The organism is Pseudomonas sp. Z18(2022), from assembly GCF_036346535.1.
GTDB classification, from domain to species: Bacteria; Pseudomonadota; Gammaproteobacteria; order Pseudomonadales; family Pseudomonadaceae; genus Aquipseudomonas; species Aquipseudomonas yamanorum_A.
The window spans coordinates 19,710-37,829 of the sequence record NZ_JAOTOA010000032.1; the positions used below are offsets into that span (position 1 = coordinate 19,710).

At 62.1% G+C, this 18,120-nt stretch carries 16 protein-coding genes; 11 read left to right on the forward strand and 5 right to left on the reverse strand.

From position 1 onward, the window contains the following. The first annotated feature begins 89 nt into the window (after positions 1-89). The 9 genes from V3W39_RS31490 to pcaC all read left to right on the forward strand — a co-directional run bounded on the left by V3W39_RS31490 (position 90) and on the right by pcaC (position 8,507). On the forward strand, positions 90-947 hold the full coding sequence (locus V3W39_RS31490) for a CoA transferase subunit A (RefSeq protein WP_177048869.1): 858 nt from the start codon (positions 90-92) through the stop codon (positions 945-947). Further along, a complete protein-coding gene (locus V3W39_RS31495) occupies positions 944-1,726 on the forward strand; it encodes a CoA-transferase subunit beta (RefSeq protein WP_172834582.1) in 783 nt (260 codons plus the stop codon). The genes V3W39_RS31490 and V3W39_RS31495 overlap by 4 nt, the downstream gene beginning before the upstream one ends. Further along, a complete protein-coding gene (pcaF, locus tag V3W39_RS31500; RefSeq protein WP_173860403.1) occupies positions 1,723-2,928 on the forward strand; it encodes a 3-oxoadipyl-CoA thiolase in 1,206 nt (401 codons plus the stop codon). Before V3W39_RS31495 ends, pcaF begins: the two co-directional genes overlap by 4 nt. A gap of 28 nt (positions 2,929-2,956) precedes the next feature. Then, positions 2,957-3,661: a protocatechuate 3,4-dioxygenase subunit beta gene (gene pcaH, locus V3W39_RS31505; RefSeq protein WP_177048871.1), complete on the forward strand. Its 705-nt coding sequence runs from the start codon at positions 2,957-2,959 to the stop codon at positions 3,659-3,661. Position 3,662: 1 nt separating this feature from the next. Further along, entirely contained in the window at positions 3,663-4,229 is a 567-nt protein-coding gene (pcaG, locus tag V3W39_RS31510) for a protocatechuate 3,4-dioxygenase subunit alpha (protein ID WP_177048873.1), read from the forward strand. 180 nt (positions 4,230-4,409) lie between these two features. Further along, the gene (locus tag V3W39_RS31515) at positions 4,410-5,705 is read left to right on the forward strand and encodes an MFS family transporter (protein WP_010176673.1); all 1,296 of its coding nucleotides are present in this window, start codon (positions 4,410-4,412) and stop codon (positions 5,703-5,705) included. Positions 5,706-5,754: 49 nt separating this feature from the next. Beyond that, positions 5,755-7,119: a 3-carboxy-cis,cis-muconate cycloisomerase gene (locus V3W39_RS31520; RefSeq protein WP_330214034.1), complete on the forward strand. Its 1,365-nt coding sequence runs from the start codon at positions 5,755-5,757 to the stop codon at positions 7,117-7,119. A 10-nt stretch (positions 7,120-7,129) separates the two neighbouring features. Beyond that, a complete protein-coding gene (gene pcaD / locus V3W39_RS31525; protein ID WP_177076688.1) occupies positions 7,130-7,921 on the forward strand; it encodes a 3-oxoadipate enol-lactonase in 792 nt (263 codons plus the stop codon). A 187-nt stretch (positions 7,922-8,108) separates the two neighbouring features. Continuing rightward, entirely contained in the window at positions 8,109-8,507 is a 399-nt protein-coding gene (gene pcaC / locus V3W39_RS31530; protein ID WP_177048881.1) for a 4-carboxymuconolactone decarboxylase, read from the forward strand. Between the two features lie 14 nt (positions 8,508-8,521). On the opposite strand, the gene V3W39_RS31535 is transcribed toward pcaC, so the two are convergent. Next, on the reverse strand, positions 8,522-10,135 hold the full coding sequence (locus V3W39_RS31535; RefSeq protein WP_259200101.1) for a M91 family zinc metallopeptidase: 1,614 nt from the start codon (positions 10,133-10,135) through the stop codon (positions 8,522-8,524). 260 nt (positions 10,136-10,395) lie between these two features. Here V3W39_RS31535 and V3W39_RS31540 point away from each other — a divergent pair, with 260 nt between their 5' ends. After that, positions 10,396-11,724 (forward strand): TrkH family potassium uptake protein, encoded by a 1,329-nt coding sequence (locus tag V3W39_RS31540; protein WP_330214035.1) that lies wholly within the window; start codon positions 10,396-10,398, stop codon positions 11,722-11,724. Further along, entirely contained in the window at positions 11,714-12,409 is a 696-nt protein-coding gene (locus V3W39_RS31545; protein WP_330214036.1) for a potassium channel family protein, read from the forward strand. Before V3W39_RS31540 ends, V3W39_RS31545 begins: the two co-directional genes overlap by 11 nt. A gap of 9 nt (positions 12,410-12,418) precedes the next feature. Here V3W39_RS31545 and V3W39_RS31550 read toward each other — a convergent pair whose 3' ends face one another. The 4 genes from V3W39_RS31550 to V3W39_RS31565 form a co-directional block, all read right to left on the reverse strand. After that, positions 12,419-13,318 (reverse strand): polysaccharide deacetylase family protein, encoded by a 900-nt coding sequence (locus V3W39_RS31550; RefSeq protein ID WP_330214040.1) that lies wholly within the window; start codon positions 13,316-13,318, stop codon positions 12,419-12,421. A gap of 134 nt (positions 13,319-13,452) precedes the next feature. Next, positions 13,453-14,970 carry a M91 family zinc metallopeptidase gene (locus V3W39_RS31555; protein ID WP_330214037.1) on the reverse strand — a complete coding sequence of 506 codons (1,518 nt, stop codon included), beginning with the start codon at positions 14,968-14,970 and terminating at the stop codon, positions 13,453-13,455. A gap of 119 nt (positions 14,971-15,089) precedes the next feature. Then, positions 15,090-16,340: an OprD family porin gene (locus tag V3W39_RS31560; protein WP_177113382.1), complete on the reverse strand. Its 1,251-nt coding sequence runs from the start codon at positions 16,338-16,340 to the stop codon at positions 15,090-15,092. A gap of 157 nt (positions 16,341-16,497) precedes the next feature. After that, positions 16,498-18,117, reverse strand: a complete 1,620-nt coding sequence (locus V3W39_RS31565) for a J domain-containing protein (RefSeq protein ID WP_330214038.1) — start codon at positions 18,115-18,117, stop codon at positions 16,498-16,500. Positions 18,118-18,120 lie beyond the last annotated feature (3 nt).

An 18,120-nucleotide genomic window follows, 5' to 3' on the forward strand; every position in this document is an offset into this window, starting at 1 on the left:
ATTGTTTGGCCCCGACCCCCGGCTTAACCTTCAAGCACTTCGGCGCTGCCTCCAGCGCCTTTTTCGATCCATACCGGGAGCCCAACCCCATGGCTGAAATCCTTTCCCTGGCCGAGGCCGTGAAGCAGTTCGTGAATGACGGTGACACCGTTGCACTCGAAGGCTTTACTCACTTGATTCCTACGGCGGCAGGTCATGAAATCATTCGTCAGGGCAAGAAAGACCTGACGCTGGTGCGCATGACGCCCGACCTGATCTACGACCAGTTGATCGGCGCCGGCTGTGCACGCAAGCTGATTTTCTCCTGGGGCGGCAACCCGGGTGTGGGTTCCCTGCATCGCCTGCGGGACGCGGTTGAAAAACAGTGGCCGCAACCGCTGGAGATCGAAGAACACAGCCACGCCGACCTGGCCAATGCCTACGTCGCCGGTGCCTCCGGCCTGCCATTTGCGGTGCTGCGTGCCTACGCCGGTTCCGACCTGCCCAAGGTCAACCCGCTGATCAAGACCGTGACCTGCCCGTTCACCGGCGAAGTGCTGGCGGCTGTGCCGTCGGTACGCCCGGACATCACTGTGATCCACGCGCAAAAGGCTGACCGCAAGGGCAACGTACTGCTGTGGGGCATCCTCGGGGTGCAGAAGGAAGCGGCCCTGGCGGCCAAGCGCTGCATCGTGACCGTCGAAGAGATCGTCGACGACCTCAACGCGCCGATGAACGCCTGTGTATTACCGACCTGGGCCCTGACCGCCGTGTGCCACGTGCCAGGCGGCGCGCATCCGTCCTACGCCCACGGTTACACCGAGCGTGACAACCGCTTCTACCAGGCCTGGGACCCGATCGCCCGGGACCGTGAGACGTTTACCGCGTGGATCAACGAATACATCCACGGCACCGCCAACTTCAGTGAATTCCAGGCCAAGCTGGCCACCGCGCAGGAGGCCAAATAATGGCTTACTCCACCAACGAAATGATGACCGTCGCCGCCGCGCGCCGCCTGAAGAACGGTTCGGTGTGCTTCGTCGGCATCGGCCTGCCTTCCAAGGCGGCCAACCTGGCACGCCTGACGTCGTCGCCCGACGTGGTGCTGATCTACGAGTCCGGCCCGATTGGCGCCAAGCCGTCGGTGCTGCCGCTGTCCATCGGTGACGGCGAGCTGGCGGAAACCGCAGACACCGTGGTGCCGACCGGTGAGATTTTTCGCTACTGGCTGCAGGGCGGGCGCATTGACGTCGGCTTCCTCGGTGCGGCCCAGGTCGACCGTTTCGGCAATATCAACACCACCGTGGTTGGTGATTATCACCAGCCCAAAGTGCGCCTGCCGGGTGCCGGTGGCGCACCGGAGATCGCCGGCTCCGCCAAGAGCGTGCTGATCATCCTCAAGCAGTCGGCCCGTTCGTTTGTCGACAAACTGGATTTCATTACCTCGGTTGGCCACGGCGAAGGCGGCGACTCGCGCAAACGCCTGGGTCTGCCAGGCGCCGGCCCTGTAGGGATTATTACCGACCTGTGCATCATGGAACCGGAGGAGGGCAGCCACGAGTTTGTCGTCACCGCCCTGCACCCTGGCGTGACCCGTGAGCAAGTAGTGGCCGCCACCGGTTGGGCGATCCGTTTCGCCGACCAGGTGACCACCAGCGCCGAGCCCACCGAGATTGAACTGACTGCCCTGCGCGACCTTGAAGCACGCACCGCTGCCGCCCACGGCCAAGCCCCCGGAGAAGCCTGATGCGCGACGTATTTATCTGTGACGCCATTCGTACCCCCATCGGCCGTTTTGGCGGAGGCTTGTCTACCGTGCGCGCCGATGACCTGGCGGCACTGCCGATCAAGGCCTTGATGGAGCGCAACCCGTCGGTGGACTGGAATGCGGTGGACGAAGTGTTCCTCGGCTGCGCCAACCAGGCCGGCGAAGACAACCGCAACGTCGCCCGCATGGCCGCGCTGCTGGCCGGCCTGCCGGAGAGCATTCCCGGCGTCACCCTGAACCGCCTGTGCGCTTCGGGCATGGACGCCATCGGCACGGCGTTCCGCGCCATCGCCAGCGGCGAGATGGAGCTGGCAATTGCCGGTGGCGTCGAGTCGATGTCCCGCGCGCCGTTCGTGATGGGCAAGGCGGATGCAGCGTTTTCGCGCAACATGAAGCTGGAAGACACCACCATCGGCTGGCGTTTCATCAACCCGTTGATGAAGGCCCAGTACGGCGTCGACCCGATGCCGCAGACCGCCGACAACGTGGCCGATGACTATAAAGTCTCCCGCGCCGACCAGGACGCTTTCGCCCTGCGCAGCCAGCAACGTACCGCCGTTGCACAGGCCGCCGGCTTCTTCGCTGAAGAGATCGTGCCGGTGCGGGTCGCCCATAAAAAAGGCGAAACCGTGGTCGAGCACGACGAGCACCCACGGGCCGATACCACTCTGGAGGCCCTGACCAAACTCAAGCCGGTCAACGGCCCCGACAAGACCGTCACCGCGGGCAACGCCTCGGGCGTCAACGACGGTGCCGCCGCGCTGATCCTGGCCTCCGCCGAAGCCGTCAAAAAACACGGCCTGACCGCCCGCGCTCGGGTATTGGGCATGGCCAGCGCCGGTGTGGCGCCACGTGTAATGGGCATCGGCCCGGTGCCGGCGGTGCGCAAACTGGTGGAGCGCCTGGGCCTGGCGGTCACCGATTTTGATGTGATCGAACTCAACGAAGCCTTTGCCAGCCAGGGCCTGGCCGTACTGCGGGAACTGGGGATTGCCGACGACGCACCCCAGGTCAACCCGAACGGCGGCGCGATTGCCCTCGGCCATCCGCTGGGCATGAGCGGCGCGCGCCTGGTGCTGACCGCGTTGCATCAGCTGGAAAAAACCGGCGGCAGCAAAGGCCTGGCGACCATGTGTGTGGGGGTTGGCCAAGGTTTGGCCCTGGCGATCGAACGCGTTTGAGACCCACAAAAATAAAGAGGATTGCTCCATGAGTGACAAGCCCGGATACCGGCGCCCGCAAGCGGGTACTCAGCCTGATTACCTGCACCCGGCCTACCAGTCGACGAACCTGCGTTCGCCGTCCAAGCCGTTGGTGTTCCTGCCCCATTCCCTGTCGGAAATCACCGGCCCGACCATCGGTGCCGAGCGGATCAACGAGAAGGACAACGACCTGACCGCCCAGCACGAAGGCGAGCCCCAGGGCGAGCGCATCATCATTCACGGGCGTGTGCTGGATGAAAACGGCTTGCCCGTGCCCGGCATCCTCGTGGAAATCTGGCAGGCCAACGCTGCCGGCCGCTACAACCACAAACGCGACGTGCACGACGCGCCGCTGGACCCGAACTTCACCGGCACCGGCCGTACCGTCACCGACGCCGATGGCTGGTACCAGTTCCAGACCATCAAGCCCGGTGCCTACCCGTGGGGCAACCACCACAACGCCTGGCGCCCGGCGCATATCCACTTCTCGCTGTTCGGCCCGAGTGTGCTGACGCGGCTGGTGACGCAGATGTACTTCCCCGGCGACCCGCTGCTGGCCTACGACCCGATCTATAACTGCGTCCCGGATACGTCCGCCAAGGAACGCCTGATCGCCTCGTTCGATCTGGAAAAAACCATTCCGCACTATGCCCTCGGCTACCGCTGGGACATCGTCCTGCGCGGCCGCGACGCCACGCCGATGGAGAAATGAGATGAGCCTCAACGCGACTACTTCCCACACCGTCGGGCCGTATTACCACATCGGCCTGACCTGGCTGAACCGCGAAGACCTGACCGTTGCAGCAACCCTCGGTGAGCGTGTGGCGATCACCGGGCAGGTGGTGGATGGCAACGGCGATGTGGTCAACGACGCCATGCTGGAAGTCTGGCAGGCCAATGCAGCCGGCAAGTACGACCATCCCGAAGATGACCAGGACAAGGCGGTGGATCCGAACTTCGAAGGTTTTGGCCGGGTGCCGGTGGATGCCGAAGGGCGGTTTCGGTTTACCACCATCAAGCCGGGCAGCGTGCCGGGGTTGAAGGGTACGACCCAGGCGCCGCACTTGGTGGTGTTGGTGTTTGCCCGTGGATTGGTGAAGCACCTGCTGACGCGGATTTACTTTGACGGTGAGGCGCTGAATGGGGATGACGCGCTGCTGGCGTGTGTGCCCCAGGAGCGGCGGCGCACGTTGATCGCCAAGGCGGATGCGGCGGGTGTGTATCAGTGGAATGTGATTTTGCAGGGCACAGACGAAGAAACGGTGTTCTTCGATTATTGAGTTGGCGGGGGATTTATCGCAGGCAAGCCAGCTCCCACAGGGGAATGCATTCCAAATGTAGGAGCCGGGCTTGCCCGCGATGAGGCCAGCCCAGGCAACAAATATCCAAAAGTCTGCTTGCGGAACATGGTTGTTGCAAAGTATGTCTAGGCTATAACCGTTCCCACTGAGTGAAAAAACATGACAACAAAAACGAGCCACTACACCGGAGAAGAACGCAGCAAAAGGATTTTTGCGATTGTCGGTGCCTCTTCCGGCAACCTCGTCGAATGGTTCGACTTCTACGTCTATGCCTTCTGCGCCATCTATTTCGCCCCGGCGTTTTTCCCGTCGGACGACCCCACCGTGCAACTGCTCAACACCGCCGGCGTGTTCGCTGCCGGCTTCCTGATGCGTCCCATCGGCGGCTGGCTGTTCGGCCGGGTGGCGGATAAACACGGTCGCAAGAATTCCATGATGATCTCGGTGCTGATGATGTGCGCCGGCTCCCTGGTCATCGCGTTTTTGCCCACCTACAAAGACATCGGCGCCTGGGCCCCGGCCTTGCTGCTGGTGGCCCGGTTGTTCCAGGGCCTGTCGGTCGGCGGCGAATACGGCACCACCGCCACCTACATGAGTGAAGTCGCCCTCAAGGGCCAGCGCGGGTTCTTCGCCTCGTTCCAGTACGTGACCCTGATCGGCGGGCAACTGCTGGCGGTGCTGGTGGTGGTGATCCTGCAACAGATCCTCACCGAAGAAGAACTGCGGGCCTGGGGCTGGCGGATTCCGTTCGTGATCGGCGCCATCGCGGCCGTGATCTCGCTGTTGCTGCGTCGCACCCTGAAAGAAACCACCAGCAAGGAAATGCGTGAAGACAAGGACGCCGGCAGCATTGCCGCGCTGTTCCGCGATCACAAGGCGGCGTTTATCACGGTGCTCGGCTACACCGCCGGCGGCTCGCTGATTTTTTACACCTTCACCACCTACATGCAGAAGTACCTGGTGAACACCGCCGGGATGCACGCCAAGACGGCCAGCTACATCATGACCGGCGCGCTGTTCTTCTACATGTGCATGCAGCCGGTGTTCGGCATGCTGGCAGACAAGATCGGCCGGCGTAATTCGATGCTGTGGTTCGGTGCCCTGGGCACCCTGTTCACCGTGCCGATCCTGCTGACCCTGAAAACCGTCAGCAGCCCGTTCCTGGCGTTTGTGCTGATCACCCTGGCCCTGGCCATCGTGAGCTTCTACACCTCCATCAGCGGGCTGGTGAAAGCCGAAATGTTCCCGCCACAAGTGCGTGCACTCGGCGTGGGCCTGGCGTATGCGGTGGCGAACGCGATCTTCGGTGGTTCGGCGGAGTACGTGGCCCTGGGCCTGAAGTCCCTGGGCATGGAGAACACCTTCTATTGGTACGTCACGGCGATGATGGCGGTGGCGTTCCTGTTCAGCTTGCGCCTGCCCAAAGAGGCGGCGTACTTGCACCACGATCTGTAACCGGCTGGCGCATGCCCGTTGCCGGGTATGCGCCACCTAGGGATGTTTTATGAGCATGCGCACGAGCAACCAACTGTTCGACGCCTATTTCACTGCCAACGGCATGGCCGAAGTGTTCTGCGACCAGGGGCGCTTGCAGGGCATGCTGGATTTCGAAGCGGCGCTGGCCCGGGCCGAGGCCCAGGTGGGGTTGATCCCGCACGCGGCCGTCGCACCCATTGCCCAGGCCTGCCTGGCTTCTCTCTACGACGTTGATGCCCTCGGCGAGGCGATTGCCACGGCGGGCAATTCGGCGATTCCGTTGGTCAAGGCCCTCGGCAAGTTGATCGCCAGCGAAGATGTCGGCGCCGAACGTTATGTGCATCTGGGCGCTACCAGCCAGGATGTGATGGACACCGGCCTGGTGCTGCAACTGCGCAGCGCGGTCGAATTGATCGAACACGACCTGGCGCGGCTCGGTGACATCCTCGCTGCCCAGGCTCAACGCTATGCCGCAACCCCGTTGGCTGGCCGGACCTGGTTGCAGCATGCAACACCGGTCACGCTGGGCATGAAAATCGCCGGCTGGCTCGGTGCAGTCAGCCGCAGTCGGCAACGCCTCAGCGAACTCAAACCGCGCTTGCTGGTGCTGCAATTTGGTGGTGCTTCCGGCACCCTGGCGGCCCTCGGCGAACAGGCGATGCCGGTGGCTCAAGCGCTGGCCGCCGAGTTGCAACTGGGCTTGCCGGAACAACCCTGGCATACCCAGCGCGACCGCCTGGTGGAGTTCGCCTCGGTGCTTGGCCTGATCGCCGGTAGCCTGGGCAAACTCGGCCGCGACATCAGCCTGCTGATGCAGACCGAAGCGGCGGAAGTGTTCGAACCGTCGGCACCCGGCAAAGGCGGCTCCTCGACCATGCCCCACAAACGCAACCCGGTGGGCGCCGCCGTGCTGATCAGCGCCGCCACCCGCGTGCCCGGCCTGGTGGCGACGATGTTCAGCGCCATGCCCCAGGAGCACGAGCGCAGCCTGGGCCTGTGGCACGCCGAATGGGAGACCTTGCCGGAGATTTGCCGGCTGGTGTCCGGTGCGTTGCATCAGGCGCTGCTGGTCAGCGAAGGCCTGGAAGTCGACCCCGGGCGCATGGGCCAAAACCTTGACCTGACCCAAGGCCTGGTGCTGGCCGAAGCGGTCAGCATCGTCCTCGCCCAACGCCTGGGCCGCGAAACTGCGCACCATCTGCTGGAACAATGCTGCAAACGCGCCGTCGCGCACGGGCGCCACCTGCGGGCGGTGCTGGGGGATGAGCCGCAAGTGACGGCCGAGCTCTCGGCGGCCGAACTTGATCGCCTGCTGGACCCGGCGCATTACCTGGGCCAGGCGCAAACCTGGGTCACCCGGGCCGTGGCCGAACATTTTGCTTTGACTGCCTGAGGAGGCTGCTGTGGGATTTGTACAACTCGCCGATGGCGCACTGAACTACCAACTCGATGGCCCCGAAGACGCACCGGTGCTGGTGCTGTCCAACTCCCTGGGCACCGACCTGCACATGTGGGACATCCAGATCGAGGCGTTCACGAAGCACTTCCGGGTGCTGCGTTTCGACACTCGTGGCCACGGCAAGTCACTGGTGACAGAAGGCCCCTACAGCATCGAGCAGTTGGGCCATGACGTATTGGCGTTGCTGGATGCGCTGCAGATCGAACGCGCGCATTTTTGCGGGTTGTCCATGGGCGGCCTGATCGGCCAATGGCTGGGCATCAATGCCGGTGAGCGCCTGCGCCGGCTGGTGGTGTGCAACACCGCCGCGAAAATTGGCACGCCCGAGATCTGGAACCCGCGCATCGAGATGGTCCTGCGGGAAGGTTCGGCTGCGATGGTGGCCCTGCGTGACGCCTCGATCGCACGTTGGTTTACCGCCGATTTCGCCGAGGTCCATCCTGATCAAGCCAAGCTGATCACCGACATGCTGGCGGCGACCAATCCCCAAGGCTATGCCGCCAACTGCGCGGCGGTCCGCGACGCGGATTTGCGCGAGCAACTGGCATTGATCAAGGTGCCGACCCTGGTGATTGCCGGCACTGAAGATGCGGTCACACCGCCTTCCGGTGGGCACTTTATCCAGGAGCAGGTGAGGGGCGCCGAGTATGCCGAGTTCTACGCGGCGCACCTGTCCAACGTGCAAGCCGGTGTGGCGTTCAGCGACCGCGTACTGGAATTTCTGTTAGCCCGCTGAGTATCGCTAAACCCTGTGGCGAGGGAGCTTGCTCCCGCTGGACTGCGTAGCAGCCCCAAAAGCCGCAATAGGGATCTTCCAGTAAATATGCAGCGACCTTATTGGGGCCGCTGCGCGACCCAACGGGAGCAAGCTCCCTCGCCACAGGTGATGTGCCTGTCGTCGATAGTTGCATGAGGAGCTTTTTGTGGACGAGAAACAACGTTATGCCGACGGCCTGCAAGTGCGCCGCGAAGTGCTGGGCGACGCCCATGTCGACCGCAGCCTCAATGCCCTGACCGAGTTCAACAGCGAGTTCCAGGAAATGATCACCCGCCACGCCTGGGGTGATATCTGGACCCGCCCGGGCCTGCCCCGGCATACCCGCAGCCTGATCACCATCGCCATGCTCATCGGCATGAACCGCAGTGAAGAACTGAAGCTGCACCTGCGGGCCGCCGCGAGTAACGGCGTGACCCGCGCCGAGATCAAGGAAGTGCTGATGCAGAGCGCGATCTACTGCGGGATTCCGGCGGCCAACGCGACGTTTCATCTGGCCGAGTCGGTGTGGGACGAACTCGGTGTGGAGTCGCGCGATTCGGCCTGAGTGAGCGGTGCCTGTTACGTGTAATGGCCGCGTAATGGGCGTCCCATTTCGTCCCTCAGGGCGTTTTCCGTAAAGGGCGTGGGATTGGTAGTCGTGGGCGCGGTCGCGCGGTGATTGTCGAAGTCAAACGGCTGCGTGGCGGTAGGCAAGCCTACCGCTTGTCGTTCAGCGTTGGGTTCACCTTCGGGGTTCTGCGGTATGGCGGTGTCGCCCTGCAGGAAGGTCCCGGTTGCACCGTTATAGGCATGGGCCATTTCGTGATAGAGGGCGTTGACCGGCGCGCTGTCCTCATCAAGCGAGAAGGAGGGGTTGTACTGTATTTCCCCGGCGGTGGCGACAGCGCCGCGCTGATGATCGGTGATATGGCCTTGGGCCGCGGGTGCCAGGGTTTCAAGGGGTTCACCTGCTGCCAGATGGCTGCGAACCGCGGCGTTATTGAAATAATAAACACCGTTATCGCCCGTGAATTCAGTGATGCGAACCGGGGCGTTGTTGCGCTGGGCCGTGGCGTCGGCAGCACCGAGCATTTTCTTGCCCTGCGGTGACATTCTCAGCAACTCCATATCGTCCTCTACCCGTTGTTTGAACTCGGTAGAACCTTCAATGATGTAGCCACTTTTACCCGCCTGATCGGGTTGTGTGTGAACGCGTGTGGAACCTGGCGTGCGGTGAATCTCGTCCGAAGTCTTGGCGTAGATGACGGTGTCGTCGTTATCGGACCTGACAATGTTCCGGTCGCGCCCGGTATAGATCGTGGCGGGGCCATGGGTCACGATCAGATTTTCACCTTTGCCTCCGTGTATGACTGCCGGGATGTCGGTGTCATTGCGGGTGACAATCATGAAGTCATGGCCATCACCGCCGTCCATGAACAGGCGGCGTTCCGGTGATCCTCGGCCGGCTTGCATACGGTCGTTGCCGTTGTTGCCTTTGAGAACGCTGTTACCGGAACCTGCGATCAGCAAATCATTGCCATCGTCGCCGAACGCGATGCCGTTGCCGCTGCCGAGTTTAAGGGTGTCGTTGCCCGCTCCGCCGTAGAGTCGGGTGTTGCCCGCGCCGGCCCTGGCGTAATCGTTGCCGTCACCCAATTCGATGCGGATATCGTTCGCAACCTGAGGGTCGATCAGAACGCAGTCGTCGCCGCCGTTTGTTCTGATGCGCAGGGGTTGAGTTTCACTGCCGTCAGGGGAGCGAAGCAGGTTCAGTTGGTAGGGTGTTTTGTTGATGAGAGCGATCAGGCTGTGGTCCGGGCCTTTTTTGATGATCACCTTGTCGGCTTGGTTGCCTGTCTCGATGACGAACTCGTTACCGGTAGAGCCCACAGGCTGTCCGTTTTTACTGACGTAGGTGATCTCCTGGTAGATCTTCACATTTTGGTCGTGTCGCAATACGTCGGTATTGACGTACTTTTTCTCGTTTTTATCCCACGGATTCTGGTCCGGGGTGAGCCTGGAGTCGGCAGAGAAATACAAGAAGTCCAGCGGCCTGTCGTGGCCAATATATCGCGACGATTTGCCGGTGATGACCACGGGGACTGGCGGTGAGGACGCCTTCGAATCTGTCGGTGCAGGTGATATCACCTGTGGGTTGAGTGCCGGCGAACCGAGAAGGGGAGACATATTCATGGGGTCTTATCTCTGTGTGGATATACCCTTTGTGTGGCGGAACTTGGGGGCGAGTTCCTCATGGCACTCGGGATGTTGGGGCGATTACTGTTACCTGTCGTCGCGAGGCTGTGCAACGCAGTAGACGGTCCTACGGATGGGCACTTGAGTGTTTCAGCTATGCTGATAATGAGTGACGGCTTCTTCCTACAGCTCCTATGGCGCGTCGTGTTTATCCTGCGCTATGGCCCTCTCTGTTACGCCCCGAGCCCTGATACCCGATGAAACTACTGCTGCATCCCGCAAGGGTGGTTGCCCTGGTGTTCCTGGCCGCGATACTGGCCGGAACCTTCATGCTGATGCAGCCGATCTCCCAGGCTGAAGGGGCGGCCGTTCCTTGGGTGACGGCCTTCTTTACGGCGGTGTCCGCCGTCTGCGTGACCGGGTTGGTGGTGGTGGACACCGGCACGTACTGGTCGACCTTCGGTCAGTCGGTGATTCTTCTGCTGTTCCAGCTCGGTGGCTTCGGCATCATGACGGTGGCCACGTTGCTCGGCTTGATGGTGAACAGCCGGTTGCGCCTGCGTACCAAAATGGTCGCACAGTTGGAGTCGCGCTCATTGGGCGTGGGCGACATCGCCAGCGTGGCGAAGTTGGTGCTGGTGGTGACGTTAGCCCTGGAACTCGTCGCGGCCGTTTGGCTCACCCTCAGGTTTCATTTTGCCTATGGCCAGCCATGGAGCGACGCGGCATGGAGCGGCCTGTTTCATGCGGTATCGGCGTTCAATAACGCGGGGTTCTCGATTTATCCCGACAGCCTGATACGTTATGCCGCAGACGGCTGGGTGTTGCTGCCGATCATGGCGGCGATTGTGATCGGCGGCATTGGTTTTCCGGTGCTGTACGACTTGCGCAGCCGGTTCAATCAGCCCCGTCGCTGGTCACTGCATACCAAGCTCACCCTGGCCGGCACCGCCATTTTACTGATGCTCGGGTTGCTCACGCTGCTGCTGTTCGAGTGGGACAACTCGGCCACCCTGGGCCCGATGGCCGTGGCCGATAAACTGCTCTCGGCGGCATTTGCTTCGGTGTCCGCCCGCACTGCCGGGTTCAATTCCATCGAGATTGGCGCACTGACCCCGGAAAGCTGGGCCGTGCATTACTTCCTGATGTTCGTCGGCGGCGGTAGTGCGGGCACGGCCGGTGGTGTCAAGGTTGGCACGGTCGCGATCCTGGCCTTGCTGGTGATTGCCGAAATTCGCGGGAACAGTGACTGCGAGGCATTTGGCCGGCGAGTCGGCGCCCCGGCCCAGCGCCAGGCCATTACGGTGCTGGTGCTGAGCAGCGCGCTGATCGTGCTGGCGACGCTGTTTATCCTGCGTGAAACCGCGCTGCCCACCGACCAGGTGATTTTCGAAGTCATCTCGGCGTTTGGCACCGTGGGCTTGTCCACCGGCATTACCGCCGATCTCCCCACCTCGGCCCAGTTGGTGCTGACCCTGCTGATGTACATCGGGCGTGTTGGCACTATTACCCTGGCGGCCTCGCTGGCGCTGGGGGAGCACCGCATGCCGTACCGCTACCCGGAGGAACATCCAATTGTTGGCTAACTTGTTATTTTCAGAACGCTTTTCTTTCGCCAAAGGCGACAGCGTAGTGGTGATCGGGCTTGGCCGCTTTGGTGGCTCGGTGGCCCAATCATTGATGCGCCTGGGCCATGATGTGATGGGGATCGACAGCGACCCTGCGCCGGTGCATGAGTGGGCCGATCTCTTGACCCACGCGGCCCAGGCCGACTCGACCAACCTGCAGGTCATGCGCCAACTGGGGATTGCCGACTTTGCCCACGCTATTGTGGGAATTGGCACCGACTTGTCCGCCAGCCTGCTGACCGTCATGGCCCTGACCGAACTGGGGATTTCGGATATCTGGGTCAAGGCCCGCACCGCCGAGCATGGGCAGATAGCCCAGCGCATTGGCGCCCATCATGTGGTCTACCCGGAGAAGGAAATGGGCGAGCGGGTGGCTCACCTGATTACCGGGCGGATGATCGATTTCATTGAGTTCGACGACGGTTTTGCCATCGCGAAGATTCATTCCCCGCTGTCGTGTCACAACAACACCCTGGCCGACGGGCAGATCCGCGAAAAATTCGGCGTGACGATCGTCGGGCTCAAGCGCGCCAGCCAGGATTTCCAGCATGCCACCCCGAGCACCCTGGTGCTGCCGGGTGATCTGCTGATCGTGTCCGGCCCGACGCATCTGATCCAGAAATTTGCCGGCCACTCGAGCTGACCCGAGCGGTCAGTGGGAGTCTGCGTCCCACACCCAGTTCCACACGCCCGGCAGATGCACCACTTCGTCAGCGTCCTTCACCGTGCGGGCCATGGCGGCGCGCTGCAAGGCTGCGCGGTCGGTATAGAACGGCTGCGTGGCGACCGGTACGCCGTTGATACGCGCACTGTCCATCAGGATTTGCAGGTATTCCTTCAGGTGCCAGGCGGTGTAGCGGTTGATGTCGTGGAAGGTCACCACCACCGGGATCACGCCGTCCACGGTCGGTAACTCACCCTTGGCAATGCGCTCGCGCAGTACCGACAACTGGCGTATCAGGTTTTCCCGACGACGCGGGCTGCCGTTGAAGACCCAGATCACCCCGTCATTCGCACTCAGGTCCGTGAGCAGCACGTGCATCCCATGCTGCTGGTAGGCGGCGAAGGTGCGTTTGTCGTAATTCCAGAACGGCGGGCGTACCAGCGTGGGCGGCTGGCCGGTGATGGACTGAAGGGTCGACGAACCCAGGCTGAGGTAGTGCTCCAGTTCAGCGGGACTCTGCGAGCGATGATTGCTGTGCCACGGCGTGGCGGTGTGGAAGGCCAGGATATGGCCGGCTGCGAATTCCCGCTCCATGGTCTTGCGACCCCGTGGGTTGCCGCCGGAGCGGGGCGCCTCGGTCTGCAAAAAGAACACCGCCTTGATGCCCGGCTGTATCGGGTTATTCGCCAGGTCAGCCATCACCGAACGGCTGGGGTTCATAAAACCCGAAGCGCTGGGGCCGTCATCGAAGGTCAGCAAAAAACGAATTGGCGCCTCGGTTTTCAGGCGTTGTTCGGTCTGCGGTGTGAGGGCCAGGGGCGGACCGATACAGCCGCTGAGGCTCAGGGCCAGGACCCATAGGGCCGATGCGATGGCGAAGGGTTTCATGGTGGACGGCGGACTCGAAGACGTTGGCTGCGGGTTTCGGTCATCCATGACACGCGCACCATACAGCAAGTCCCGCGAGGCTTTACAGCAGGCTTGGCGGGTAACTGACGACCAGCCGGTTATCGCACAACGTGTCAGGAGTAACGACGGCGCAAGGGCCTGCCCATTTCTTCGTGCAACGTATTTTCGGTAAAGGGTTTGGGGTTGGTTGACGTGGCTGGCGTGGCGGGGTCGTTATCGAAGTCGAACGGCGGGGCGTCAGTTTCAAGGCCGACCGCCTGGCGTTCGTTATTGGCCACGTACCCTGGCGACTCGCCTGGATGCCCCTCCAGCATGAACCCGGGAAGAAACGTGCCGTTGGCACCGTTATAGGCGTGCGCCAGTTCATGGTACAGCGTGGTCAAGGGGGGGGCGACATCGCCAGGGGTGATGTGTAAGGACGTCCGGTTGAAACGGATATAAGCCTGAGTTGCACTAGAGCCGGGTACGCCGTTTTTGATCGCGCCTTCAATAGGGTCGTCGGTATCGACTGGCGAGTGTTGCATCCACGCCCTCAATTCCTCGCTATCGAAAACGTATTGGCTGTCATCGATATGAAGTTCTTCCTTGATCGTGACGGGCCCACCGTTTTTTCTGGCCGCCGCATCCATTGCCATCAGCATCGCCTGGCCGCTGGGTGAGTTGCGCAGCAGTTCAAGATCATCCGCGACGCGCTGCCTGAAGGCGTCCGAACCTTCGACGGCCAGGCCCTGGGCGCCTGCGGTACTGGGTGTTACCTGGCTGACGATTGAACGGCGGGCACCGTAGACCGTGTCGCCGGCCTTGCCATAGATGAGGTTTTCGCCTCCATTGGAGAAAACCCTGTCGTTACCCTGGCCGGTGTAGAACGTGGTCCGATCATGACCCACCAGTACATCATCGCCTCGGCCTCCATGGATGACCGTATGGCCATTGCCCGCGTAAAGATGATCGTTGCCCTGGCCACCGTCCAGGTAACTCTGTTTGCCGCAGGTTCCAGCCCCGGCATACAACCGGTCATTACCGTTGTTGCCATACATCACGTGGCTGCCGGTGCCGCCCGTGATCAGGTCGTCGCCATCATTGCCTTCGGCGTAGCCTGTGCCGTCGGCCAGGCGAAGGGTGTCATTGCCCGCGCCGCCGAACAGCCATGTTGCGCCACCGCCCGCCTGGACGTGGTCGTGACCGTCACCGGCTTCGACTTTGACGGCAAGCCTGACATCACTGTCAATCCTTACCCGGTCATTGCCGCCCTGGGTCTTGATATGCAGCAGTGGCGGCGGCCCATCCTGCGTGTCCGAGGGCTTAAGCCAATAGGATCGGCCATTCACGCTGACCCGTAACTGCCCACTGTGGTGTTTGCTGATGTGCACGATGTCTGGGTGATTGCCGGTTTCAATCAGCAGGGTGTCATTCAGTATTTCCGCCTGGTCGGGGTGCCCCAGATCCCAGGTGACCACCCGGCTGGCGTGCAGGTTGCCATCATTGATCAGCGTGCTGGTCTTGATTTGAATGGGCTCCTGCACATGCTGTGGTAACCGTACGGGCGGATCGTAGGCGGGCGGATGACGAAAATCTATGCTGTTCAATGGCGTGGCCTTCAAGTCGGGAGGGTGGGTTTTCAGCTGCGCCATCAGAGGGCGAGAGCATCGCCTGCCGACACGTGCGGCAGGTATACCTCTACGTTCTCTATCGAGCGGGACTGGTTCCACCCGGTATTGCATCGAACTGATTCAGCACGTGCGCCGCCGGCTTACAGCAGGCTTATCGGGTAACTGACGATCAGCCGGTTTTCATCAAACTCATTGTTGTTGTAGTCCCGGCGCATGCTGGAATTGCGCCAGCGCACATTGAGGTCTTTCAATGTTCCGCTTTGCACCACGTAGCCCACTTCGCTTTCCCGTCCCCATTCCCTGCCGTCGGTCACCGTGCCGCTGTGTACGTTGCTGCCGCTGATGTAGCGGTTCATCAACGTCAGGCCTGGAATACCCAGGGCGGCGAAGTTGTAGTCGTGGCGCACCTGCCAGGATTTTTCCTGGGCGTTGTCATAGCTGGCGTTGTAGCTGTCGTTGGCCAATGTGCCGCCGCTGGTGCCGTTGACCCGCATCCAGGCGCTGTTGCCGGTGAGTTTTTGCAGGCCCACGTAGAAGGTGTTGCCACCGTATCGGGCCGAGAACAAGCCGGACCAGGTCTTGTTGTCGAGGTCGCCGGCGCGGGCGCTGCCGTCGTCCTTGCCGTAGAAGAACCCGAGGTTGGCGCCCAGGGTCCAGTCGCCCACGGGCTGGCTGTGGATCAGGTTGAGGTATTGCTGGCTGTAGATGTCCTTGAGCTGGGCGTTCCACACGCCGATCTGGGTGCGTTTGTCGTTGAAGGCATATTCGCCGCCCTGGAAGTTGAAGCGGTCGGAGGTGAACGCGGTTTTCCCGAACATCGACATGTCGGTCATGCTGCTGTCGTCCCGCGGGCTGTTGGCGCGGAACTGGCCACCGTACAGGGTCAGGCCGTCGATTTCTTTGGAGGTGATTTGCCCGCCGCGCAGGGTTTGCGGGAGTGAGCGGCCATCGTCGGAACGCAGGATCGGCAGCACCGGCATCCACTCGCCCACCTTCACTTCGGTCTTCGAGATCCGGGCCTTGAACGCAACGCCGAGGCGTCCGAAGTTATCGGCGGGCTCGCCATCGCGGTCCAGCGGCAGGAGTTGGGTACCGCCGGTGCCGCGTCCGCCATCGAGCTTCTGCGAGTACAGGCCGAGCACGTCCATACCGAACCCGACGGTGCCTTGGGTGAAACCGGACCTGGCGTCGAGAATGAAACTTTGCGTCCACTCCTGTGCGCCGCCCTGGGCTTTGGTCGGGTTGGTGAAGTTGCGGTTGAAGAAGAAGTTGCGCAGGTTGAGGTTGGCGCTGGCGTCTTCGAGAAAGCCGTGTTCTTCGGCGAGAACGGGAAGGGCGAGACTGGCAACAGCGGTTGCCAGCAATAGCTGGCGCGGGTCAAGGATGCTCATGGTGTCGGACCTGTTGTTATTGGGGTTATGCAGGTGCGGGCCATGGTGCGGGGCGGTGCGGGGGCGTTTCAATTGGGGTGGAGCGGGTTTTGGGCGATGATCGAACGCAAGTTGCAGGACCAGCCCCGCGGCAGGGCTGGCCGGTTTTTCGCACGCGTTACAGGCGGGAGGCGGTGAGGCTGGTCCAGGGAAAGGCGGGCAAGTATTTCTGGCAGGCGAGGGTTGCGGCCACCATCACTAACAGGAACACGACCTGAAACGGGCTCCAGTAGCTCCAGTGCAGGCCGCTGATCCACGGGTATTTTTCATTGAAGCTTTCGCTGACTTGGCCAATGCGCCGGCGGTGAAACTGATTGATCAGAATCATGCCCAGGTAGCCCAGCATGCCCATCAGTCCCAGCACGAAGCCGAACATCAACAGCATGCCCACTTGCGGGATACCGTGGCGCAGCACCAACCAGTATTGATGAGGGTTGAAGCGCTTGGGCAGCAGGCGTTCACTCAGCCACAGGTCGGGTACGATCAGCCGCGAAGTGAATGCCGCCCAGAGCTGGGTGCCACGAATGGCGATCATGGCCGGGATAAAGGTCAGCAGCATGAACATGACCATTTCGGCGACCAGCGTGGTTTTTTTCTGCTGATAAAACGCCAGGCCACTGGCGATGGCCAGGCCGCCCCACACCCGGACCCAACTCTGATAAGAGACGGCGCGCGGCAGGAACCTGCGCCAGAAATACACATCGGGCTGAGGCAGACGCTCAAGCAGCTGCGGGTAGCGCCAGGCCAGGGTTTCAGACAGGTGCTGGCAGGCGTTCCATTCGTTGCCGCCAAACGGGTCTGTGAAGCGATGCTGCTGTGTGGCGGACATGGGCGTGAGCAGCAGCCGCGCCGCCAGCACGTCCGGTGAGTTGCGCGGACCGTCCTTGGCCTTGGCCAGCAGGTTGTCGTAGAAGCTTTCCTGCTGGCAGCGCTCCACCAGGCCGCTCCACATCCACTCTGGCTCCGGGTGCACGCCTTTCTGATCGTCCCAGCCAAAGGCCTGGGACACCCGCTCGAACAGCGGCACGCTCCACTGCGTTTCGTGGAGCAATTGCAGGATGATGCGTTGCCACTGTTGCTGCAGGTCGAACACCCGCAGCCAGGGTTGCTGGTTGTACGCCGTGAGCTGGTTGACGAACTCGCGCTCGGCCTTTTGCTCCAACAGTTCCTGAAGCGCCTGGCGGTATTGCTGGAGCAGTTCGTTGGTGAGCGCTTCGTGTTGCCAGGGCGTCATCACCACGCTTTGCCAGGGCGTCAGCCATTCCAGATGCTGCACGGCCCAGGCGGCAATCGCGCCGCGTTCGCCAGGGGTATCGAAGCAATGGCGCAGCAGGGCGGCCTGGAAGGCATCCGCACACAGTTGCTGCTGCGCCTGCTCCCAGCGCTCGTTGAGGTTGGCTGCGCTCAGCCCTTTGATCAGGGCCTGTGCACGAGTCTGCTCGGGCGGTAGCGCGAACGGGGCAGGGCTGACGGGGTGCACGTCGATAAAGTCCGAGTACTGGTTGAGGCTGCCGTAGGCCTGCTCCGCCACCGGGGCTTCAATGGCTTCGGCTTCTTGCTCTTCATGCTCGGCCCGCCAGCGCGCGATGTTCAGCGCCTGCTCGTAAGCCTCCCGCAGGCGCTGGAAGCCTTCGGCATCGTCATCCGGGCGGCAGTTTTTGAGCCGGCGCGCATAGCTGCGCTTGATGCTGCGTTCGTCGGCGTCTTCCGGCAGTTGCAACACTGTCCAACATTCCATGTC

Coding starts and splice junctions, on each gene's coding strand:
- V3W39_RS31490 (WP_177048869.1), top strand. CDS start 90: ATGGCTGAAATCCTTTCCCTGGCCGAGGCCGTGAAGCAGTTCGTGAAT.
- pcaH (WP_177048871.1), top strand. CDS start 2,957: ATGAGTGACAAGCCCGGATACCGGCGCCCGCAAGCGGGTACTCAGCCT.
- pcaG (WP_177048873.1), top strand. CDS start 3,663: ATGAGCCTCAACGCGACTACTTCCCACACCGTCGGGCCGTATTACCAC.
- V3W39_RS31515 (WP_010176673.1), top strand. CDS start 4,410: ATGACAACAAAAACGAGCCACTACACCGGAGAAGAACGCAGCAAAAGG.
- V3W39_RS31520 (WP_330214034.1), top strand. CDS start 5,755: ATGAGCATGCGCACGAGCAACCAACTGTTCGACGCCTATTTCACTGCC.
- V3W39_RS31535 (WP_259200101.1), bottom strand. CDS start 10,135: ATGAATATGTCTCCCCTTCTCGGTTCGCCGGCACTCAACCCACAGGTG.
- V3W39_RS31540 (WP_330214035.1), top strand. CDS start 10,396: ATGAAACTACTGCTGCATCCCGCAAGGGTGGTTGCCCTGGTGTTCCTG.
- V3W39_RS31550 (WP_330214040.1), bottom strand. CDS start 13,318: ATGAAACCCTTCGCCATCGCATCGGCCCTATGGGTCCTGGCCCTGAGC.
- V3W39_RS31555 (WP_330214037.1), bottom strand. CDS start 14,970: ATGGCGCAGCTGAAAACCCACCCTCCCGACTTGAAGGCCACGCCATTG.
- V3W39_RS31560 (WP_177113382.1), bottom strand. CDS start 16,340: ATGAGCATCCTTGACCCGCGCCAGCTATTGCTGGCAACCGCTGTTGCC.
- V3W39_RS31565 (WP_330214038.1), bottom strand. CDS start 18,117: ATGGAATGTTGGACAGTGTTGCAACTGCCGGAAGACGCCGACGAACGC.